General features: G+C 57.2%; 17 protein-coding genes. 1 reads left to right on the top strand and 16 read right to left on the bottom strand.

Annotated elements, in window-relative coordinates; translation table 11 throughout:
• Window positions 1-47: 47 nt before the first annotated feature.
• The 4 genes from ACJ8IL_RS18895 to ACJ8IL_RS18910 all read right to left on the bottom strand — a co-directional run bounded on the left by ACJ8IL_RS18895 (window position 48) and on the right by ACJ8IL_RS18910 (window position 5,543).
• Window positions 48-974 carry an aminoimidazole riboside kinase gene (locus ACJ8IL_RS18895; RefSeq protein WP_435967883.1) on the bottom strand — a complete coding sequence of 309 codons (927 nt, stop codon included), beginning with the start codon at window positions 972-974 and terminating at the stop codon, window positions 48-50.
• Window positions 975-1,151: 177 nt separating this feature from the next.
• Window positions 1,152-2,678, bottom strand: a complete 1,527-nt coding sequence (gene abgT, locus ACJ8IL_RS18900; RefSeq protein WP_025304276.1) for a p-aminobenzoyl-glutamate transporter — start codon at window positions 2,676-2,678, stop codon at window positions 1,152-1,154.
• 100 nt (window positions 2,679-2,778) lie between these two features.
• Entirely contained in the window at window positions 2,779-4,230 is a 1,452-nt protein-coding gene (locus tag ACJ8IL_RS18905; RefSeq protein WP_025304275.1) for a M20 family metallopeptidase, read from the bottom strand.
• Window positions 4,227-5,543 carry a M20 family metallo-hydrolase gene (locus tag ACJ8IL_RS18910; protein WP_435967882.1) on the bottom strand — a complete coding sequence of 439 codons (1,317 nt, stop codon included), beginning with the start codon at window positions 5,541-5,543 and terminating at the stop codon, window positions 4,227-4,229. The genes ACJ8IL_RS18905 and ACJ8IL_RS18910 overlap by 4 nt, the downstream gene beginning before the upstream one ends.
• A gap of 272 nt (window positions 5,544-5,815) precedes the next feature.
• On the opposite strand from ACJ8IL_RS18910, the gene ACJ8IL_RS18915 reads away from it, so the two are divergent.
• Window positions 5,816-6,712 carry a LysR family transcriptional regulator gene (locus ACJ8IL_RS18915; RefSeq protein WP_025304273.1) on the top strand — a complete coding sequence of 299 codons (897 nt, stop codon included), beginning with the start codon at window positions 5,816-5,818 and terminating at the stop codon, window positions 6,710-6,712.
• A gap of 28 nt (window positions 6,713-6,740) precedes the next feature.
• On the opposite strand, the gene ACJ8IL_RS18920 is transcribed toward ACJ8IL_RS18915, so the two are convergent.
• The 12 genes from ACJ8IL_RS18920 to ACJ8IL_RS18975 form a co-directional block, all read right to left on the bottom strand.
• The gene (locus ACJ8IL_RS18920) at window positions 6,741-8,864 is read right to left on the bottom strand and encodes a TonB-dependent receptor family protein (protein ID WP_089181349.1); all 2,124 of its coding nucleotides are present in this window, start codon (window positions 8,862-8,864) and stop codon (window positions 6,741-6,743) included.
• Window positions 8,865-9,024: 160 nt separating this feature from the next.
• Window positions 9,025-10,161, bottom strand: coding sequence for an ABC transporter substrate-binding protein (locus tag ACJ8IL_RS18925; RefSeq protein WP_099816624.1), 1,137 nt, complete (start codon window positions 10,159-10,161; stop codon window positions 9,025-9,027).
• Window positions 10,162-10,247: 86 nt separating this feature from the next.
• Window positions 10,248-12,392 (bottom strand): phosphocholine-specific phospholipase C, encoded by a 2,145-nt coding sequence (locus ACJ8IL_RS18930; RefSeq protein ID WP_308369906.1) that lies wholly within the window; start codon window positions 12,390-12,392, stop codon window positions 10,248-10,250.
• 122 nt (window positions 12,393-12,514) lie between these two features.
• Window positions 12,515-13,354 (bottom strand): NADPH-dependent 7-cyano-7-deazaguanine reductase QueF, encoded by an 840-nt coding sequence (gene queF / locus ACJ8IL_RS18935; protein WP_049204446.1) that lies wholly within the window; start codon window positions 13,352-13,354, stop codon window positions 12,515-12,517.
• Window positions 13,332-14,228: a queuosine precursor transporter gene (locus tag ACJ8IL_RS18940; protein WP_004937338.1), complete on the bottom strand. Its 897-nt coding sequence runs from the start codon at window positions 14,226-14,228 to the stop codon at window positions 13,332-13,334. The genes queF and ACJ8IL_RS18940 overlap by 23 nt, the downstream gene beginning before the upstream one ends.
• Window positions 14,229-14,843 carry a helix-turn-helix domain-containing protein gene (locus tag ACJ8IL_RS18945; protein ID WP_089196268.1) on the bottom strand — a complete coding sequence of 205 codons (615 nt, stop codon included), beginning with the start codon at window positions 14,841-14,843 and terminating at the stop codon, window positions 14,229-14,231.
• Window positions 14,844-15,373: 530 nt separating this feature from the next.
• Complete coding sequence (locus ACJ8IL_RS18950; RefSeq protein WP_060434746.1) at window positions 15,374-16,675, bottom strand: cytosine permease; 1,302 nt, start codon at window positions 16,673-16,675, stop codon at window positions 15,374-15,376.
• 20 nt (window positions 16,676-16,695) lie between these two features.
• Complete coding sequence (locus tag ACJ8IL_RS18955) at window positions 16,696-17,385, bottom strand: helix-turn-helix transcriptional regulator (protein ID WP_025304266.1); 690 nt, start codon at window positions 17,383-17,385, stop codon at window positions 16,696-16,698.
• A 27-nt stretch (window positions 17,386-17,412) separates the two neighbouring features.
• Window positions 17,413-17,823, bottom strand: coding sequence for a GNAT family N-acetyltransferase (locus ACJ8IL_RS18960; protein WP_019453029.1), 411 nt, complete (start codon window positions 17,821-17,823; stop codon window positions 17,413-17,415).
• A 427-nt stretch (window positions 17,824-18,250) separates the two neighbouring features.
• Window positions 18,251-19,165, bottom strand: a complete 915-nt coding sequence (locus ACJ8IL_RS18965; RefSeq protein ID WP_025304265.1) for an alpha/beta hydrolase — start codon at window positions 19,163-19,165, stop codon at window positions 18,251-18,253.
• Between the two features lie 617 nt (window positions 19,166-19,782).
• Window positions 19,783-20,667 (bottom strand): ATP-grasp fold amidoligase family protein, encoded by an 885-nt coding sequence (locus tag ACJ8IL_RS18970; RefSeq protein ID WP_025304264.1) that lies wholly within the window; start codon window positions 20,665-20,667, stop codon window positions 19,783-19,785.
• A 50-nt stretch (window positions 20,668-20,717) separates the two neighbouring features.
• Window positions 20,718-22,013 (bottom strand): lysine N(6)-hydroxylase/L-ornithine N(5)-oxygenase family protein, encoded by a 1,296-nt coding sequence (locus ACJ8IL_RS18975; RefSeq protein ID WP_025304263.1) that lies wholly within the window; start codon window positions 22,011-22,013, stop codon window positions 20,718-20,720.
• Window positions 22,014-22,707 lie beyond the last annotated feature (694 nt).

The raw sequence follows: 22,707 nt of genomic DNA on the forward strand, positions 1-22,707 counted from the left end.
TGGGGGTAAAAGACCACGGCGCCCAGGGGATCGCCGTGGATGCAGGATCAGCGCAGAAAAGCGGTGAGCTCTTCGGCGCGGGGCAGGGCGGTCATGGCGCCTTTGGCGGTGGTGGCCAGTGCGCCGCAGGCCTGAGCCTGGGCGATAACCGCCGGCCACTGCGTTTCCTGCGGCAATTCGTGAAGGCGTGCCAGCGCCGCTAACAGCCCGGCGACAAACGCGTCGCCGGCGCCGGTGGTATCGACCGGCACGATCGACGGCGCGCGGAAATGGCGCAGGCGATGCCCATCGTGTACGCAGACGCCGTCGCCGCCCAGCGTCACCAGCAGCAGGCGTGTCGGGTAGGTTTGCATCATCCAGCGGATGCCGTTCTCTACATCGTCAAGGTGGCTGATGAAAGCCAGCTCTTCGCGCGACAGTTTCACCACGTCAGCCAGCAACAGCGCCTTTTGCAGGCAGAGGCGCAGCGCTTCCGGCTGGCGCCAGACCTCTTCGCGGATGTTGGGATCGAAACTGACCCGGCCACCGGCCGCCCGAATGCGTTCCATCGCCGCAAAGGCCGCGCTGCGGCTGGGTTCTTGTGAAAGCGCGATGGAGCAGAGGTGCAGCCATTCGCCCCGTTGGAAAGCCGGCAGATCGTCGGGCTGCAAAAACAGATCGGCGCTGGGCTGCACCATAAACGTGAATGAGCGCTCACCCTGCAGATCGAGATCCACCACCACCGTGGAAGTGTGGTGGTCGGGATCCGGTCTCATATGACCGATATCCACCCCTTCATCGCTCAGTACCTGCTGCAGAAAGGCGCCGAAGCCGTCTTGCCCCACACGCCCGATAAAAGCGCTGTCGCCACCGAGCCGGGCGATACCCACCGCCACATTCGCCGGCGCGCCGCCGGGGCATTTGAGATAACCGTTGGCATTTTCCGGCACCAGGTCGATCACGGCGTCGCCCAGTACCCATACGCGATTCATCATGCTTAATCCCTATTTTTGTCGTTGTCAGATGGTTAGCTAAAATAGAAGAACCGATTTAGCAAGGCAATGAAATAATCCTCAGAGCCGCTTGGGCAGTGAGGAAGATCAATCTTTCTACTGGGCTTGGGGGGAGGGAATCTGCCCCGCGAACCAGCGCGGGGCGAGATAGCAGAGCGTTTAGCCCAGCTTCGGATAGACGCCGGGACCGATTGGCAAGCCTAGCGCATACCAGACCAGCAGCAGCAAAATCCACACGCTGAAGAACACCAAAGGATAGGGCAGGATCAGCACGTAATAGGTGCCGAGCTGCGCGTCTTTGCGGTAGCGCTGCAGGAAGCCGAGGAACAGCGGCAGGAACGGCGACATCGGCGCCAGCGGCAGCACCGCAGAGTCGGCGATGCGAAAGATCATCTGGGCGAACGCCGGGTGGAAACCGAGCAGCATAAACATCGGCACGAAGATCGGCGCTAAAATTGACCAGATCGCCGAGCCGCTGGCGATGAACATGCACAGGAAGGCGGAGAGGAACATCAGGCCGAGAAATGCCGGTGCGCCACTCATGCCGGCGGCTTCCAGCATATCGGTCAGGCCGACGGCCATAAACTTGCCCATGTTGCTCCAGTTAAAGAACGCCACGAACTGCGACAGCGGAAATACCATCACGATAAAACCCGCCATGCTTTTCATCGGATCGAGCAAGTGGTGGGGAATATCGTCCGGCCGACGGATCTGTTTGGTGACTACGCCATAGGTAATGGCGACGGTGAAGAAGAACAGGATGATGATCGGCACGATACCCTTGATGAACGGGGAAGGGATCACCGAACCGGTGTTCGGGTCACGCAGCGGCGCGGCCTCCGGCACCACCAGAGCGGCGATGATGGCGATAAACACCAGCGCGGCGATACCGCTCATCATCAGCCCCCGGTTTTGCAGCGGGGTCAGCGCTGCGATTTTGTCTTCGGCGCTGCCTTGCCACTTCGGCAGACGGGGCTCGATAAATTTGTCGGTGAGCAGCGCACCTGCGATGGTCAGCACGACCACTGAGGTGGCCATAAAGTACCAGTTGTCGATCACGCTGACGTGAACCGCGCCATCCACCGCTTTGGTGGCTTCGGTACTGATACCGGAAAGCAATACGTCGGTGGTGACGATCAACAGGTTGGCGGTAAAGCCGGAGGCGACGCCGGCGATCGCCGCCAGCAGTCCGGCTATTGGGTGGCGGCCCACCGCCACGAACATCAGTGCGCCAAGGGGCGGCATCACCACCAGCGCGGCGTCCGACGATATATGACTGAAGAAGGCGATAAACAGCACCATATAACTGGCGTAGCGGGCGCTGACGCGCGAGGCCATTTTGTACATCAGCGCCTGCAGCAGGCCGACCTTTTCCGCCAGGCCGGCGCCTATCACCAGAGCCAAAATAGCCCCCAGCGGCGCAAAGCTGCTGAAGTTATGGATGATGTTGGGAAATATCCACTGCATGCCCGCCACGCTCATCAGATTATTCACCTTGATGAGCTCGCCGGTGGCCGGATTTTTCACCGCCACGTCGAGCCAGGAAAATAGCGCGGTGGCCAGCATAAGCACCAGGATCAAATAGACGAACAGTAAAAACGGATTAGGGATCTTATTGCCGATGCGTTCCACCCAGTAAAAAACGCGTCCGGGGCTTTTATTGATTGGCGTTGTGGCCTCACTCATGATTTTACCCTCTGTGTTTGCTCTGTTGTGTGATTGTTATTATTTGATTTATTTATAATTATTCTTAGTGACCCGGTGAACCGGGCCCTGTCTGTTCATGCTATTTCAATGGGGAGGGTTTTACCCCCTGTGGGATAGGGCATCGATACGGCTGTTCGGCGCGTTGGTGCTCAAACTCGCTGCGGCAGCTCGCCAGCAGGGCGCTGTCGCTCAGCAGATCGATGGCGGTCGCCGCCATCACCTTGCCGGCCAGGCACATGCCCTTATGGGCGATAGCGGTGCGGCCCTGCGCCACCAGTTGCCAGGTGTGCAGAGGAGTGCCGAGTGCGAAACAGGGGCTAAAGCATTGGGCGGTTGGCGCCACCCAGCTCACGTCGCCAACGTCGGTAGAACCGTACAGCAGGTCGTCGGACTCCACATAAGGAGCGACCTCGTCCATCAGCACCTTATCTCCCAGCAGTTGTACCCACTCGCGCCCGGCTGCGCCACCGGTGCGGGCTATGTTGAGTTTGGCGTTGCGCAGATCGTCGCGGCTCAGCGTCTGGCGGATTTCCTCGGCGAAGCGGCGTTCGGCGTCGCTGTACTCGGGCAGACCGAAATCACACAGGTTTTGATACATCGCGCGTTCCAGACTGCGGTTCGGCACATAGTTGGAGCAGGCTTTGTCGAAGCGCACGTCCATCTGGGTGTCAGTCATCAGCGCTGCGCCCTTGGCGATGTTAATCACCCGTTGGTAAATGTCCTGCGCCTGGTCGAGCTGCGGTGCGCGGATCAGGTACAACACCTCGGCGTCGGCCTGCACCACGTTGGGAGAGCTGCCGCCGGTGTGGGTGACCGCGTAGTGCAGCCGCGCTTCCTGCACGATATGTTCGCGCAGGAAGTTGGCGCCGGTATTCATCAGCGTCACCGCGTCCAGCGCGCTGCGCCCCAGGTGTGGCGAGTTGGCGGCATGGGCGGCGACGCCCTTGAAGTGAAACGCCGCCTGAATGTTGGCCAGTGTGCTGGTGTTGAACATGCCGCTGAAGCCTTCTGGGTGCCAGGTGAGGGCGGCGTCGACGTCGTCGAACAGACCTTCGCGCACCATAAAAGTTTTGCCGGAGCCGCCTTCTTCGCCTGGGCAGCCGTAGAAGCGTAGGGTGCCGGTCAGCCGGTTCTGCTGCATCCACGCCTTGGCGGCGAAGGCGCCCGCCAGCGCCGCAGTGCCCAGCAGGTTGTGGCCGCAGCCATGGCCGTTGCCGTTTTCCACCAGCGGCTGCGGCGTGGCGCAACCGGACCGCTGGCTCAGCCCGGCCAGCGCGTCGTACTCGCCCAGCAGCGCGATAACCGGGTGGCCGCTGCCGTAGCTGGCGATAAACGCCGTCTCGATGTCGCCCACGCCGCGTTCGACCGAGAAGCCTTCCTGTTCCAGCGCATCGGCCAGCAACGTGGCGGAATAGGTCTCGTTGAAGCGCGTTTCCGGGTGATCCCAAATCGCGTCGCTCAGCGTGCTGAAGCGGGGTTGACGTTGGTCAATGTAGTCGTCGATAAATGCCTGCAGTTCTGAGTTGCTCATGCTCCGCTCCCGAATGTCGGCAGGTTCAGCGCCAGCGACGCCAGCGTTTTCACCGCCACCGCCATCACCTGTTCGTTGAAGTCGAATTTCTCGTTATGGTGCCCGGCGCTCAGCTCGGTGCCGAAAATGACGTATGAGGCCTGGCCGCCGCGGGATTTCACCCGTTCCATCATGTAGGTGGCGTCTTCTGAACCCGCCGCCTGTTCGCGGCGATCGACCACCGAGGTCAGCTCGGTTATCTGCTGCGCCTGGCGGCGGATATAATCCACCCACGGTTGGGTCGGTTTGCTGCTCTGCGCCGCGCCCATCAGCGCGATGTCGCAGGCGACGCCGTGCATTTTGGCGGCGCCTTCGATGGCGTTCAGGGCCTGCTGATAGACGAACGCGTTGATCTCATTGGTAGCGCCGCGCGTCTCCACCTTCATAAACGCCCGATCGGCGATCACGTTGCGGCCGGTGCCGGCCTGCAGCACGCCGACATTGATGCGTGAGCTGCCTTCGCTGTGGCGCGGGATGGCGTAAAGCCCTAGCGCAGCCTGCGCCGCCGCCAGCAGTGCGTTGCGACCGTCTTCCGGCTTGGCGCCGGCGTGGGAGGCGACACCGCGGAAGGTAACGTCCAGCTTGCTGGTGGCCATAAAGCTGTCGCTGCCACATACCAGCTCACCGGCCGGCACGCCGGTGCCGATATGCACCGCGGTGAAGAAATCGACGTCGTCCACCACGCCGGCCTCCACCATCGATTTTGCGCCGCGTGTGCCTTCCTCCGCCGGCTGGAAGATCAATTTGACGGTGCCGCTAAGCAGGGACTCCAGGCTTTTGAACACGTGCGCCAGCCCCAGGCCGATGGTGGTATGGCCGTCATGACCGCATGCATGCATCATGCCGCTGTTGCAAGAGGCGAAGCCTTCACGGAACGGCAGGTGTTCGGGTTCCAGCAATTCGTTGAGATCGAGGGCGTCCATATCCACGCGGTAGGCGATAGTCGGGCCGGGGCGGCCGGTATCGAGCGTTGCGACGATGCCGGCGAAGCCGCCGGAAAAATGCGGCAACCATTTTTCCAACGCGCCCTGATTGCGGGCGCGCAGTTCCTGCGCCTCCAGCTCATCGGACGAGGGTAGTCCCATGCGCGCCTCGGCCTTGATGACCTCGCGGCCTAGCTGCAGGCGGTAACCCAGCCGATCGAGTTCTTCCGCCACCAGGGTGGCGGTGCGGAACTCAAACCAGCCGGATTCGGCATAGCGGTGGAAGTCGCGGCGCCAGGCCTGCAATTGCGGGTACAGATCGGCCACCAACATCGAAAGCGAATTAGTCATAGTGATATCTCATAAGTTATCGCGCGCTGGATCGCTCCAGGCAGCAGTTATGCTCTGAACTGAAATCAGACGGTGATGCTCTTGCAAATAAAAAGGTGTATTTGGTTACTAACTGCCGTGAATGGCGCTTATTGGCGCAGAAAATGCGCTTAATTAAGCGAAATAAGAATTTGGTTATTTATTATGTTTTTTCCGAATGTACACAATGGAATCTGGCTAAATAAGATGCCAATATCTTGCTATTGATAAATAACGGTTATCGCCTTTCGCCTATGCCAGCCTCGATAAAATTGCACCAATTACGTGCATTTGTGGACGTTAGCCGCCAGGGCAGCATCCGCGCCGCTAGCCGTACCTCGCGCCTTTCCCAGCCTGCACTGACCAAAGCCATTCAGGAGCTGGAAGAGGTGCTGGGCGCCAAGCTGTTTATTCGCCGTAGCCAGGGGGTGGTATTGACCGACTGTGGCGATAACTTTTTCCAGCATGCCAGCCTGATCCTTGAAGAGCTGCGGGTGGCGCAGGAAGATATCCAGCAGCGGCTGGGGTTGGCGGGCGGCACGGTGAATATCGGCGTTGGTGGCAGCATTGCGCGCACCGTGATGCCGCAGGTGGTCACTCAGTTTCATCGTGAGTATCCCAACGTGAAGGTGCGCATCGTCGAGGGGCAGCTGGTGTCGATGATCCCTGAACTGCGTCAGGGCGAGCTGGATTTTACCGTCAATACCTACTACCCCAGCAGCCTCGACAACGAGTTGCAGTACGAACGGCTGATGGAAAAAGAGTATCGGGTGGTGGTACGTAAAGGGCATCCGATGGAAGGGGCAACCTCGCTGAAACAGCTGCAGCACTGCGACTGGACCATGCCGACGCCGAAAGGCAGTTATTACCGGCTATTGCACGATCTGTTCGGGGACTTGGGCATGGCGCCGTCGATCAGCGTGACCTGCGAGACCTTTATGGCCTGTACCAGCCTGGTGGCGCAGAGCGATTTTGTCAGCATTCTGTCGGTGGACGTGATTTCGGATCCGATTCTGGGCAAGCATTTGGTGCCGCTTGAGCTGGAAGAGAGTTTGCCGAAAGCGACGTTTTATCTTATCCAACGCAAGGACACCACCTTGACGCCGATGGGCGCGCACTTGGCGCGCCTGTTTCGTCTTTACTGTCGGTGATACCGAAGCCCCATCGGGGGCCCGGGTATCAGAAGGCGATCGACCCCTGCACGAAGAAGGTGCGCGGTTCACCGACGTACTTGCCGAAGTTATTGTCGTTGGAGCGGGTAAAGTAGCGCTGATCGAACAGGTTTTTCACCCCGGCGCCCAGCGTCAGGTTCGACAGCTGCGGCCCGAAGTTATATTCCCCGCGCATATTCCACACCATGTAACCGGCGATGTTGCCGAACTGGCCATCGGCGCTTTCCTGCGTGATGTACTCCGGCCCGGTGCCCGGCGAATGCTGTTTCGACTGCGCATAACCGTCCAGATTCCATACCCAGCTGCCGGTGGCGTAACGCGTGCCGACGGTATAGACCTGGCGCGAGTAGAACGGCAGATCTTTACCGGCGAAGTCGCCCTTGTCGGTGCTGGCTTTGGTGTAGGTATAGCTGGTGTAGACGCTGGCGCCGTCGAGCGCCCGATTCAGCTCGCTGAGATCGTAGCTGAGCGCCAGCTCGATGCCTTTGTGCTTGGTGGCGCCCATGTTGGTCCAGCCCACGTCGTTGCTGATGTACTGCAGCTGGTTATCGAAGTCGATGTAGAACAGCGTGGCCTCGGCCTTGACCACGGTGTCGTCGTAGCGGGTGCCGAACTCATAGGTGCGCGCTTTTTCCGCCGTCAGCCCCGGCGCCGGCTGGTTGCCGTTGCCGCCTTTGGTCAGTTGGAAATACTGCATGCTGCCGAACGAGGTGTTGGCGTTGGCGAACAGTTTCCAGGCGTCGGACAGGTGGTACATCACGTTCAATGACGGCAGCGGCTCGCTGTAGCTTTTCTCGCGGCTGATGTTGTTGAACGAATCGTCCACGTGGGTGCGAATGCTTTCATAACGCAGGCCCGGCGTGACCGTCCAGTTGCCGACGTTAATGGTGTCGTCGATATAGAACGCGTTGGCTGCGGTACCGCCGGAGGTATGCTGGTAATAGTCCGGGGTATCCGGCGTCGAGCCGATATTCGCCGGATTATACCAGGCGGAACGCGATGCTTTTTCGTCCATGGTTTCATTCAGGTAGCGGTAACCGAGGGTGATCTCGTGCGCCATATTCCAGAAGCGAAACAGCTGCGAATAGCTTGGTTCGATCGCCCAGGTTGAATAGTGGCGCGGATAGGAGACCATGCGCCGCTGGCCCGCGTTTTTGCCGGTGCCTTCCGATTCGATGTTGCTGCCGCGGTAGCTGTCGGTGAAGTAGGTCAACACTTCGAACTGCTTGTCGTCTTCCTGATGTTTGTATTTGAACGACATATCCTTGCGGCGGCCTTCGAACTGATCCCACGGCCGCGTGGACTGGAACGGGTTCTGCGCGTATTGCGCGCTGCTCAGCCCGCCCGGCATGCCGGCTTTGGCGTCGTAGTAGTGGAAATTGGCCAGCAGTTCGTCGCGATCGGTGAACGCATAACGCGTTTTCAGCATGAAATCGTCGATGTCGGTGTTGTCGTTGTTGTCGCGGTAGCCCTGGCCGTGCAGGCCGGAATAGAGCAGCTCGGCGCCGAGGCCGTTGTCTGCGGTGCCGCCCACGGAGGCGCTGGTCAGGGTCTTCAGGCCGCCGTGGCTGGCGCCCTGGGTTTGTACGCTGGCGGTGCCGCCAAACGTTTTGGGAATGTCGCGGGTAACGAAGTTGATCACGCCGCCGACGTTTTGCGGCCCGTAGCGCACCGCACCGCCGCCGCGCACCACGTCCACCGATTGCAGGTTACCGATCGATAGCGGCGCCATCGACAGCTGCGGCTGGCCGTAAGGCGCAACCGCCAGCGGGACGCCATCCATCAGAATGGTGGAGCGCGGAGAAAGACGCGATGTCAGGCCGCGCACGCCGACGTTGAGCGAAATATCGCTGCCGCCGGTGCCGTTGCTGTCGCGCACCTGCACGCCGGGCACACCGCGCAGGCTGTCGGCGATGGTTTGGTCGCCTTGCTCATGCATCTGCTGCTGGGTGACGATGGAACGCGCGCCCGGATGGTTGAGCAGCACCGAACTGGTATCAGGGTTGTCCAGCCAGTTGCCGACGACGGTCACGGTGTCGGTATCGTTCTGAGATGAGTTATCAGTAGCAAGGACAGGGAATGCGATGGCGATGGAAGCCGTCAGCAGGGAAAGCCGAAAAAGAGGTGACATAATAATGCCTTAAGAGTTTCAGACCCGGATGTATTTTTTTAGAAAAGACAATCTTAATGATAATTATTGGCAAGTAAATAGAATTGTTACGGGATAGTTAAGTGGGTAACTAAATAATGAATGCGGGAAACAGGACCCGACTGGCGGGCCCTGCGGGAGGTTATTGTGGCGTAAGCCAGAAGACGCCGCTGTAATCCAGCGCGGTGAATTTCTGGTGCACCATTTCGATATCCGCTTGCGGATCAATATCTTTAAACAGCGCCGGGTGCAGGAATTTGGCGATCGCTTCAACCGCGATAAAGTTGAGCGGTGTGTCGTAAAATTGATGATAAATCGCCATCACGCGTTTTTCTTTCACCGCTTTCAGCACGTTAATACCGGTACGATCCAGCAGATGCGCCAGTTTCTTTTGGCTGGTGGCTATATCGGTGGTGTAACCCAGCGGTACCGCCAGCGTGCCGCGATGGCCACGGCTCCAGTCGGCACCGGTCAGCAGATAGAAATCCGGGTTGCTGCTGATCACCTGCTCGACGTTCACTTCTCCACCCATGTCTGAAAACAGCTTGCTGCCGATATTGTTGCCGCCGGCGGTATCGATGAACTGGCCGAAGCTGCCTTTGCCGAAGGTGTTGCAGCACTGTTCGCCTTTGATGCCGGCGCTGCGCTCGATGAAGACGCTGGGGCGCTGCTCCGGTTTCAGCGTGGCGACCCGCTGGCGCACCAGTTCGAGGCGTTGCTGATAGAGGCGGATAAAAGCATCGGCGTTGGGCTGCTCGTCAAACACTTTTCCCAACAGCGCCATGCTGGCGACGGTGTTGGTCAGCGGCTGCTGGCGAAAATCGATGATCAGCACTGGGATGCCGACTTTTTCCAGCTGGGTCAGCACGCCGCTGTCTTTCAATTTGCTCAGCAGGCCGATGTCGAAAATGATCAGATCCGGTTGGCGCACCACCGCGCTTTCCACGCTGAAATCACTGGTGTAGGGGTTGTCGAAGGTGGGGATCTGCATGACCTGCGGGAATTTTTTCGCGTAGGCCTCCACCAGATCCGGCGCTTTGACCTTCAGCGAGTTGTCCCAGGCGATGATGTTTTTCAGCGGCTCCTGCGGATGCAGAATATTCAGCGCCAGCAGCGCACGGGCATCGGCCAGGATAACGCGTTTGGCCGGTTGCGGCAGGGTGACCTGGCGGCCGGCGACATCGGTGACGACGATCGGCGCGGCTTGAGCGGTGCCGGCCAACAGCAACACACAGGCGGCCAACCAGCGGCCGGCTTTAGCGATAAGAACAGCGGGCATGAAGATCCTTGGGTAATCGGCGAAGAACGAGAACGCAATGATAAGCGATATCCTTTCGCTTTTTGAACTCCCTTGATGCCGATAGATCATCCCTGGCCCATCAGCGGGTCGCTGACGCTGTGCTCACCGTCCTCCAGCCGCCCCGCCAGGCGTCGCAGCCAGCCGGGGCCTCGCAGCGTAAGATCATACCAGCCGCCGCTGGTGCGGGCGTCAAACGTTTGCTGGTGGCTGCCGCCCGCAGGCAGCGTAATAGGCCACGGGCCTTGCTGAGTGTAAGGGCAGCGTTCGAGGGTGACCGCTATCGCTTCGGTGCCCGGATTATTCAACTGCAGCTGCAGGCTGCGGCCCGTTGGGCGCAAACGCACTTCCGGCTGCGGCCGACTCAGGACGCCGCGCAGCTCGCGATGAAAGCCGTTGGGGCCGAGCAGCCATAGATGGTACTCATTGTCCGCCTGCCAGTCGTCGCTGACCGCCTTGCCGGCCTCGACGGTATAGCGGCGCGGGATTTGCGTCAGGTCTCGCCGGTCGTAGACGTGAAATACCGCTCCCTGCTCGCCGGTATTGAACAGGTTCAACGTCACGCGGCGCTGCTCGGTCGCGACGGTGGCCTCGACGTGCAGCTGGTAGGGCAGTGCGCGGGAAGGGCGCGCCAGGCGGCGTTGGTGCGGCAAACGCTGGTGGGCGGGCGATGGCAGCGGCACCTGCGGCAGCTGTTCCTGGCGCTGGCGCAGGCCATCGGCGGCGTGGCGGCTGGTGGCGGGCAGGCTTGGCAGCGCTTCGCCGTTAGGGTCGACAAAATTGAACGCTGAGGTGAGATCGCCACACACCGCGCGGCGCCAGGCGCTGATGTTGGGTTCATGCACCTGAAAGCGCTTTTCCAGGAATTGCAGCACCGAGGTGTGATCGAAGACCTGCGAATTGACCCAGCCGCCGCGGCTCCAGGGCGATAGCACCAGCATCGGCACCCGCGGGCCGGGGCCGTAGATGCGGCCGTCCGGCGGCGGCTGATCCTGCGAGCCGGGCGGCGCCACGTGCTGGAAGATCTCGGTATCGAACGGCACCGTCGATTTACCGGCGAAGCTGCCGTCTTCGCGCAGCGACGGCGCGGAAGGCGAAGGCATATGATCGAAAAAGCCGTCGTTTTCGTCGTAGTTGACCAGCAGGACGGTTTTGCTCCACACCTCCGGGTTATCGGTCAGCGCGTTGAGGATCTCTTGCGTGAACCAGCCGCCCTGCACCGGGCTGGAGGGATCGGGATGTTCCGAATAGGCCGCCGGCGCGATGATCCAACTGACCTGCGGCAGTTTGCCCTGCTGCACGTCGGCACGGAATCCGGCCAGCATGGCGTCCAGATCGTTGCCGTCGGCGGCCGGCAGGGTGTTGCCGTTGCCCTTGTACAGCGGCGCGGTCGCGTTGAGCTCGTCGCGATAAGGTACGAAGGCGTTGAAGCCTTTCGGCGGCCGCGCCGGGTTGCCCACCTGAATGCTGGCGGCGCGGTATTGGCGGAAGCCCGCCAGCGGGTTGTCGGTAAAGTTGTCCGGCAGGAATTGGTACACCTTCCAGCTGACGCCGCTCGCCTCCAGCCGTTCCGGATAGGTTGTCCACTGGTAGCCGATCTCCGCCGGGCCGGGGCTGTCCCACTCGTTGACCACCACCGCCACGTCGGCGGCGGACGGGCCGTTGGTGCCGGTCCAGTGGAACAGCCGGTTGGTGTTGGTGCCGGCGTGGATAGCGCAGTGATAGGCGTCGCACAGGGTAAAGGCGTTGGCCAGTGCGAACTGGAACGGCAGCTCCTGCTGGCGGTAGTAGCCCATCGAGGCCGGCGTTTTGTAGGTGGGCCAGGCGCTCATGCGGCCGTGATCCCAGGCGGCTTGCTCATCCACCCACGAGTGCGGCGTGCCGGTGACGCGCTGGGCGTTGCCGCGTTTGCTGTCCAGATGGTAGGGCAGCACCAGCCGCTCGGCGCCCTGCTGCTGCCAGACGAGGCGATCGCCGGGCAATGGGATGGTAAAGCGATCGCTGAAGCCGCGTACACCCGGCAGGGTGCCGAAGTAGTGGTCGAAAGAGCGATTCTCCTGCATCAGGATCACCACGTGTTCGACGTCGCGCAGGGTGCCGGTGCGGTTATTGGCGGGAATGGCCAGCGCTTTGCGAATCGAGGCGGGCAACAGCGTGAAAGCCGATCCAATGGCGGCGGCCCGCAGTAGGTCTCTGCGAGAAAGGTCAGGCATGCGTCGTTAATCTCCGTCAGTGTGCTTTGAAGATAGCCGCTGACGACGATAATGGCGAAAAATAACAGGGAGATGAAAGCGAGGAAACAATGCTCCCTGGCGGGAGCATTGGGGAGTAACGCTTACTGCCTGATCAGGCGGCCGAGCGCTGGCGCCGTTTCGAAATCGCTGCGGAAGGGGTTGATGTCCAGGCCGCCGCGGCGGGTGTAACGCGCGAACACGCTGAGTTTTTCCGGGCGGCAGCTCTGCTTGATGTCGTTGAAAATGCGCTCGACGCACTGCTCGTGGAATTCGTTGTGCTGGCGGAAGGAGATCAGGTAGCGCAGCAGGCTTTCGCGATCGATTTTGCGGCCTTCATAGTGGATCACCACGCTGCCCCAGTCCGGCTGGTTGGTGACCAGGCAGTTGGATTTCAGCAGATTGGAAGACAGCGTCTCCGCTACGTGCTCCCCTTGATCGGCCGCGCCGCTCAGGTATTCCGGTTTGAAGGCGAAGTCGTCGACCGCGATATCCAGATCGTCGATGTTGATGCCCGGCAGACGATCGATCTGCGCGGGGTAACCTTCCAAACCCGGATAAAGCTTGACGGTGACCTGGCCATTGGCCGCCTGCGACAGATCCTTCTGCATGGCGGCGCTCACCTGTTCCACGCTGTCGAAGCGCGTTTGGTTGAAGCTGTTGAGATACAGCTTGAACGATTTGGATTCGATCAGGTTGGAAGAAGAGTGCGGGAAGGTAAATTCGCCGATGCCCACCACCGGTTTGCCCTTGCCGTTGAGCCACGACAACTCGAAGGCGGTCCACAGATCGAAGCCGCTGAATGGCAGCTGCTGCTCGTCCACGCCGATCAGATCGCGGCCGCGCGCGCGCGGCAGGGCTTCGAGCAATGCGGGTGCATATTGATCCGGATAATCGGAGTTCGCGCCAAGATGGGTGATCTTATCTTGCTTTTGGATATGCATATTCATTGCCCTTTGCTTGTTCGGTATTGATGTAGCGGTTAAACAGACTGCGGGTGGCGTAGATCGGCCCGACGCCCAGCAGGGCGTAAACCACCTTGATCAGGAACTGCGACAGGATCATGGTTTTGATGATGTCCCAGCTCAGCACGTTGTAGAACGCCAGCGTACAGAACACCACGCTGTCGATGGCCGACGCCACTACGGTACTGGTGATCACGCGCACAAACAGGTAGCGGGAGTTGGTCAACTCTTTGATTTTGCAGAGCAGGTAGGAGTTGACGTTCTCGGAGATCAGATAGGCCGCCGACGAGGCCACCAGCACCGCCATGATGCTGTGCACGATGCCGTTGTAGGTCTCGCTGTACTCCCACTGCGGAATACTCGGCACCAGCGTTGTTACCCAGACCCCCAGGACGAAGGTCAGGTTGGCGATAAACGAGATGATGATGGTGCGCCGAGCCAGCCGCAACCCATAGAATTCGTTAAGTATGTCCACCAGAATGAACGTGAGCGGGTAGATGAAGATCGCCGGCGGCGTGATGAGATTCAGCACCGGGATTTGGATCGGCTTGACGCCGCACAGCGTTGAGAAAATATAAATCACGCTGAGCGCCACGGTAATAATCAGGTAGGCGTACCAGGAGCGTTCGTGGCGATCGCTGAGCTCGTAGGCGGTTTTTTGTTGGTTATCGCCATAGAGTTTGCGGTACAGCGCCTGCAGCTCGTGCCGGCTCAGATCTTCTGATATTTCGCTGTCGGCCAGCTCATTCAGCCCCATGGTAATGGTTTTGCCGGTGGCCAATACCATGACATTGGCCGCGATGGTGCCATGCCGGGTGAAGCCCAACAGCTTGAACTTCTGATTCGGTTCCATTTATAACCTTTCTCCAACGATGTAACCCAGGAATTGCACGGTGTCCTGAGGGCGTTTGTCCATGCTTTCGCTGTCTTTGTCGTCAACCACAAAGAAGCCGCGTTTTCCCGAGTGATACAGCAAAGGTGAATCGCAAATCAGTACCGGCGGCCTTTTGATGATGATGACCTCGCCGGGAATAAATGACCCTTTAATTTCGGTCTCTATTTTTATTGCCAACATGTTCGACTCATCGCCGAAGAAATAAGTCAGAGGAAACTCGGTGACCAACTGCCCGATCTTGCGCTGCGAGACGGCCAGATAGCGCGACTGGGGGATCACCGGAATGGCGGAAGGGTTCTTGTTGCCTTCGGTGGACAGCGTTTCGTTGAGCAGCTCCAGTTTTTCCAGATCGTAGTCTTCGATCTCTTCACAGGAGACACCGAAGAAGTCGGAGATCCGATTCACGGTGGATTGCTGAACGTTGTTCACTCTTCCGTCAAGAATTTTGTAGAGGGTAGTGCGCGTCAGGCCGCTGCGATTGGAAAAGGAAGCCTTGGTTTCACCGCGGGTACGCATCAGATATTCAATATTTTTAATGATGTTGATTTTGCGCTGTGCGTTGGTGGTTTTCATTGGCTGTCCTTACAAACATTACGCAGGCTTCACTATATCTTACGCATTGGCGTTGTCCAGATAAAAAGGCGCAGACGAGCGGGTAACGAACTGATTATTAGCGGTAATTATTGTTTACCGTCAGCCGTTTAGCGCAGTGATGTCAGCGGGGGTAGCCTGCTTCCTCTGCGAGAAAGATAAAGCCGTGCAAATCAATTGATTAGGTTTTACTTATAGAAAAGTGAACACAAAAGCCGGTTTTGTGTTTACTTTTATGTTGACCAAAGCCGATTTCATGGGCTACTGTTCATGCAAGCTGAAGTTTTTCTTTACGATCAAAATACGGAAGCCGACAGTTTTTATAATAAAAAGCTCAGAGGGGGCATTGCCACACTCTGAGCATAAATGGATAGCTTGCTACCGACACCAGGGACCCTAAACATCACGGCCGTTTGTCTGCGCGATCGGCCCCATCTTTTGCATTGAATCCCCTTTTCGAGCGTCAAACACTCCCCCGATACCGGAGGAGTGCATTACCGCGTGCGCGAAAATCAGAGAGACTTCTGCGAGGCCAGCGGTTTTTGCGCCCGACTGAAGGCCAGTTTAAGCACCCAATACAGCAGGCTGGCCGCTACCAGGGAATTGATGGTCGGTACGCCCCATTCGGTCGCCAGGCCAACGGCGCCGCCGGCGATGCTGGCGACGATCGCCGCCCAGCCGATGGTTGGCGTTTCGTTCGGCAACTGGCCCATGCGGCGGCTCTCGTCCAGGATCTTGCGGTGGCTGCGCAGCAGGTAATAGTCCACCAACATGATGCCGATAATCGGCGGGAAGACCACGCCAAGCACCGTCAGGAAGTCGACGAAGCGGTCGAGAATGCCCAGCACCGACAGCGTAGTGCCCAGAATCCCGATCACCAACGTGGTGTAGGTGTACTTCAGCTTTTTGCCGGTGATGCCTTCCACCGCGTTGACGATGCCCAGCGAAGAGGAATACAGGTTGAGATCGTTGACGCGCAGGGTGGAGAACACCACTACCAGCAAACCGGCGCCGCCGGCCGCTTGTGACATGATGGTGACTACATCCGCGGTGCCCAGGGTTTTGGCGATCAGGATCGCCAGGCCGTTTACCACGAACTCGCCGGCGATGATGGTGAAGAGCGTGACGCCGAGCACGTGCTTGCCGTTTTTGGAGTAACGGGTCAGATCGGGGGTCATCAGGCTGGCCACGATGGCGCCGCCGACGACGATGGTGATGCCGGCGCTGATGGTCAGCGGTTCACCCGGCGGCGCCAGCTGGATGATCTCCTGCAGGTTATGCCCGGAAAGCGCGGTCACTGAAATAAAGGCCACCAGCATGATGAACATCGGCACCGCGATACGTGCGGCGATGCGCAGCGCCTTGAAACCGAATGCCACCAGGATAGTCAACAGCGTGCCCGAGAGCCCGGCGGCCAAGCCAAAGCCCAGCTTATTGCCGAGCGCGAAGTCGAGCGACTTGGCGAAAATGGCGTTCTGAATGCCGAACCATCCCAGCAGGCTGACGGCCACCACCACGCCGATCAGCACCGAGCCCAGACGGCCGAAGCCGCACCAGCGCGCCAGCAGGCTGCCGGAAATGCCTTCACGCATGCCCGCCAGCCCCAGGCCGTAGGTCACCACGCCGAAGATCAGGCTGCCGACGAAAATGGCGGTGAAAGCGTCAATCAGCGTCATGGAGTTGCCGAGTACGGCGCCGAGCATGAACTGGTCCAGCGCGGTCAACATGCCCATATGCACGATGGCCACGCTTAAAAACGAGACTCTTTTATCCTGCGGCACCCGGGTGAGCGGATAATCTTCGATCTTTATCACGGTGAGATCTTCCTTGCGGTTCAAATAAACTGAATGCCTTTGGTTATCAGGCGATCGGGAATGTAGTTATCCAGATTGGCGTATTTGCAGTATTCCTCAAATTGTTGCTGAGTATGCACGTTGGCCTTCTGGTAAATGTTATAAATGCGGTTTTCGATGGTCTTATTGCTGACGTTATAGATTTTTGCGATCTCTTTTACCGTAAATCGTTGCAGCATAAGAAAAATGACATCGAGTTCGGCACGGGTGAACAGCTCGTTATTGACTTCGGTGGTCAACACGCTGGGTTTTTGCTGATTGATGTATTTCAGCGGTGACAGGCTGTTCATCGGCTTGGCGTTCCAGATCACGCCAATCACCTGTTTGTCATCGTTGTACACCGGTAGCTTTTCGCTGATAAACGGCGTCAGGCTGTCTTTGCCGTACCAGTAGTGGGTTTCTATGACCGTGACCCGATCGCGCGCTGCTTCGGTCATCTTGTCATGCTCGATAAAGTCGGCGGCGGAGTCGGCCCAGTCGGCGGGGAATTCGTGGTCATATTTGCCGGCGACGTCGAAATTCAGCGGCGTATTGGTATAGAGATAAGCGGCACGGTTCATATAGAGGTGGCGGGACAGCTGGTCTTTGATGCCCCAGGGCTCGCTCAGGTGCTCCATCATGGTGATGAGGCCCTTAAAATAAGATTCATTATTTTTATGCGATGAATCCATACCTACCTCTGCGCCGCTCAGGCCGCGTTACAGGCTTTTAGCCAGGTAATGGCGGGTGTGGCGATGCGCGTAGTCGCCCAGCTCGCCGTAGACCCGGTAGCCCAGTTTTTCGTAGAAGCCTCGGGCCTGGAAATCGAAAGTATCGACATAGGCCATATGGCAACCGCGCTTGCGGGCTTCTTCTTCGGCCAGTTGCATCAGCTGGCGGCCGTAACCGCTTTTGCGACATTGATCGCCGACCCACAGATACTGCACTTCCAGGCCGCCCCACCAGGTGCGTGCGACCAGGCCACCGACGATCTGCTGGTTGTCGTCAGTGACGGTCAGGAACAGTGGGTGAATGTCTACGGGCTGGGTTTTATGGTTGTGAGCCCAGAGGCTGTCGATAACGAACTCTTCATCCTGCGGGTTGGGTTTGTCGGTGATATTAATATTCATTTTTAATATAATTCCCTGATTTAATTATTCAAAACTGAACTAGGCGCTTTCGCCCTAACCGCTTCTAATATCACTTTCATTAATGTATTTCAAGGGTGGTTTTCACCCTTTTCCGCCAGGTGAGAGGCCGCTTATAGTAGGTGCCACAGGGAGAAGAAAATAGTGAAACAGGCGGTATTAAAACGCTGAAATGCCCTGCTAACACCATCTTTTCCTACTTGCGCCTCACCAGGGCCCCACCGGGAAAACTGCAGTACTGTATGGCTCCACCGGATAGAGCAAGCTCACTTGCCGACGGGGGAGCCACTTTGTTTTTTGACGCCCCCACCCGCGCCCGCCATTCTCTGTCTCAGATAGTAAACACTCTTCTTATCAGAAGATATGCGCCGCAGATGAAAATATGGCCGATAGCTTCTGATCCGCTGATTTAGTCCTCTGCAATGACGCTGCCCAGCGCCGGCTCGATGGCCGCACCCAGCATGGCGCCGTGTCCCAGGGCAGGCCATTCGCGATAGCCGACGGTGAGACCGTCGAGCTGTGCCAGGTGTTCGGCCAATAAACGCGTTGCGTCCGCCGGCAGAGCGGGGCTCTTCACGCCGGGCGGGGCAGCCCGATCGCGTTCTGCCAGGCCAACCCACAGTTGCAACCTGGCCGCCGGCGCCGCGCGCCGTTCTGTCATCTGCTGTGCTTCTTGCAGGATCATGCCGTCGCCCCACCACAGCGAGGGTTCCACGGCGATGTAGCGCTGAAAGGCGGTGGGATGGGTGAACAACGTATGCAGAACGAAGAGCCCGCCGTAGGAGTGCCCCCACAGCGTTTGCCGCTGAGGATCGACCGCCAGTTTGGCGGCGATCGCCGGTTTGATCTGGGTCTCAATCAATTGCAGGAACGCATCCGCGCCCCCGACGGCCCGCGGCGGTTTCTTCATGCCTGCCGGCAGAGGGAGCGTATAGTCGTAGGTGCGGCCGGCGGCATCGATGCGCAGATCGTTGTCATAGCCGATCATCACCAGCACCGGTGGCCGCTTCGTTGCTGCCAATTTGGCCAGTAAGGCGGCGTTCAACTCCATCAGCACCGCATTGCCGTCGAGGAAATAAACCGTTGGATAGCCGTCTGGCACAGGCGCCTGACGCGGTTGGGCGATGCGAACACGATAATGCCGTTGGCCATCGGCGGAGGTGAATCGCAGATCGCTGAAGCGGTAATCCGCAGTATCGCTATCGGCTACGGTAGTGCCGATCTTGCGTTCCAAATCGGGCCTGGCCATCACGGAGCCCGGCAGCCAAAGGCCGATGGCGAGCGCCAGAAGCGCGGAGATAAAATGCCGGTTGGACAATAACATGCGGATCAACATCCTCGAAAAAGGCCGATAGTAGCATCCGTTCGCGCCCGGTAAAAACCTACCTTTAGGGCGGGCATTCCGGTCGCGAAGCGCTGCCAGCCGTTGCTTTGCCAGGTTAATAGCAACTCATTGTTATTATTGGTAAGTCAGGAATAAGAGGGATTACAATTAATTAGAAATGGTTATGGTTTTTATGGAGGGGGAAATGGTGAAGGTAGGTAAAAACACACGGTTATCAACGATTTTTAGCGAAAAAAGCCCTATAAAATAGGGCAAAGACACACAACAACACCAGGGAAACTTTCCTGTATCTTATATTATAGCTTCCTATACATATAGAACATTTTATTATAAATATGTAAGTGATTCTTATTAATCATTTAATACCATTGTTTTTCAAATGGTTATGTGATCTGACTGGCGTATTGCATTTGGGTCGGGTGTGGGCTGCCAGGGATAGGCAGCAGAGATTTTGCTGTAACGGTGGCATGAACAGGCGAGGTCATCGGCCCGATATCCCTCAGGGCAATACCGGCCCGCGGGCTGCAAAAAGGCCGGCCGGTATTTATCCTCAGGCGCAGCCGATCTTCACTGTGGGATGTGGGACCAGGTGAAAATCAGTGCTGTTGCAACGTCAACATCTCGCCAAGCAAAACATCGGTTGGCGGCAGAATATCCGTATCCAGCCCGGCGGATGGGGTAAAGGTCAATTCGCCGAAAATGATCTGGCCTTTGGAGATGTAGAAATCAACGCGAACAAACTCGAAGGGCGCGGACAAGCGTGAGGCGTACTCAAACAGCTCATCGTAGCCTTCTGGCTTCACGAAGGCGTCTATTTCTTCCTGGCTCAAGGCCAGGCAGTCATCGCTGTAGCACAGAAACTTGAAATCTTTGTCAAAGAAGTAATACTTCGGCGACCCGGTTTCTCTGCCGACACACAGCAACGTGCAGTAAGGTACACCGCGGAAACAATAGATTTTATAGTCTTCAGGTCCGTGACCATTGGCCGATTCGATATATTTCTCCCCAATGATCTTTTTTTGTATCCCTTTGTAGTTGAGCTCTACATAAGTTTTCCAATAATCGTCTTTCATCCAAGCGTCGATCAATTTTTTTGCGCTCTTGATATTCAGCAATTTTTTATTCTGGCAAATCAGGTTATACCCGGAACCGTGATTCCCTTTGATCACAAACTTATCCGGCAATGCGTCCCACGGAATATCGTTTACTGAATCACAGGCAAAGTACAATTCATTAAGGATCTCTTCGCACCCTTGATCTTTGATGTACTGTCTTACCGCATATTTATCTGCACACTGCTTCACCAACGCATTGTGACTATAGCCATTCAATTTCAGGTGATTGATCTTTTCATTCCAGGTGGACGGCGCCTGTAAGTTTAACGGTTTGCCAAATGCTTTTTTGTAGAGCAATCTGGCCTTGAATTCGGGGGCCAATACGGCCAACTGCTTCGTAATAAATTTAATGACTTGTCTTTTCATATACGTAATTCCATCAAAGCGTAGTGACAATGATTAAGTCGTTCTTGTATTTAAAACGCGGGTGGTGCGCTTTCACTGCGCCATTGAATGGCTGTCGGCGTTGTTCCCAGATCAAATGGCTTGTGGTCTAACGCCCGATTAAGAATGCGAGCCGACCGCCACGCCATCAGGCTCAACTGCGGATCGGCAATGCCGTGATTGTGCATACTGGCGTTCATGGCGAATAAGCAGTTCTCCGCCGGGCCTTCCCACTCAAAGGTAAAGTCTGGGGCGATGCGGTATTCGCCCTCCGCAGTGGTTAGTAAGCGGTGGGCCAAAGGTTCAAGGAACTCTGGCGTGGCCGATTGATAACCGGTGGCAAAGATCACCACGTCCGCCTTGAAGGCTTCTTCGCCGTGATCGAGATGATGACGCGTTTCGAGTTGGTAGGCGTTATCCAGCGTGTGTTTCACGGCCGTCAGCGAACGGCTGGGCAGCAGGCGCACCCATAATTTCTCGCGCAGGACGTCGAAGCGGTGGTACATGGCGCGATAAATCGCTAGCAGCGACTCACTGGTGATGCCGTCTGAGGTCATTTTCTGTTCGGCCAGCATATGCCGTTTGGCCGCGCTATCCAGTGAGTAAAAGCTCTCGACGTAATCGGGCGTGAAGTATTCGTTGGCAAAGGCCGCTTCATCGAGCGCATTATAGTTGTTGCGGCGCGATATCCAGTCGAGCTGCTCCGGTTGCCCCCATTCCCCTTTAAAAATATTGAGGAACAGGTCTGCGCCGCTCTGGCCGCCACCGACGATCGCCACGCGTTTGCCGGTCAGATCGGGGTTGCGCAGCATCATTTCGCTGGCGTGGAAACAGCGATCGCTTTGCGTTGTCACGCAATCAGGCAGCTTTATTTTCTTGCCAATACCGATACTTACGTGCCTGGCGTGGAAGACCTTATTCGAGGTTGTCACCACGAACTGGCGCTGCCGATCGTCAAATTCGACCCGCTGAACGTCTTGATTGAATGCCAATGATCCCATCCCGGCGGCGGCCCAGGTGAGGTAATCGGCGAACTCTTCGCGCGATGCGGTGCGCTGCTCCGTCGTCAGGAAACGATAAAATTTTCTGTTTTTTACCAGATAGTTGAGAAAGCTGTAGCGATTGGTTGGGGCAACCGCGCTCACTAAATCTTTTAAAAAGTTGGTCTGCATACTGCAGTCCGCCAGGATCATCCCTGGGTGCCAGGAGAAATGAGGTTTGCGTTCAAGGAATTGTCCCGTAAATCCCTCTATTTCACTTCCTAAGGCTGCCAGGCTAAGATTCGACGGGCCAAGGCCAATACCGATGATATCCAAATGCTGATTCATTAATAAGCTCCAGTATAATGAGAATAATACCCAGAAATACGGCCGCAGATAGGGTGGCTTATAGCAACCAGGCTGCCTTTTTCTTATAAGTAAGCTTCACGAATTAAATGTAATTAAACGGTGTGCAGGCCAAAAATACCGCACTTTTAAATACCCGTTTAGAATTCGGTAGCGCATTAGGTAAAGGTTACGGGTGTATTTCTTTCCATGAAAATTCCTATGAAGGTTTTGCGCGTGTATTTAATGAATATTCCTAAGTAAAAATCCGATCTCTCCCTGATTCATCAAGCCATGAAAACGGCCACCAGGGAGGATGCCCACCGTATGAGTTCTTATCTGCTTATCTGGTGTCTATGCCATTGCATTGCCGGGATCGGTGTATTCGTTGCTTAGAATAGCCTTAAAATAGGCACGGGGAAGGTGAAATAACGTGATATTAGAGGCAGGATGCTTTTTGCAAAGATGAAATCGGAAGTGAAATTATGAAATCTGCGCGTTGTGATTTGGTTTTTATCATTAAATTCAATGTGTTATTTTGTTTTTTGCGGCAGGGTATCACACTCTTTCACTAAGGTGATACGCACACTTCTGTACCTTTATCTCTTCTTGTTGCCCCCCGAATGGCAATATTTTACCCCGAGTTGCATCACCCTATGGGCGCGGATGGTTCGCGTTAACTACCGGTGTTAGGGTT

This window comes from Serratia sp. CY47444 (assembly GCF_052168635.1).
In the GTDB taxonomy this organism is placed as follows: domain Bacteria; phylum Pseudomonadota; class Gammaproteobacteria; order Enterobacterales; family Enterobacteriaceae; genus Serratia; species Serratia bockelmannii.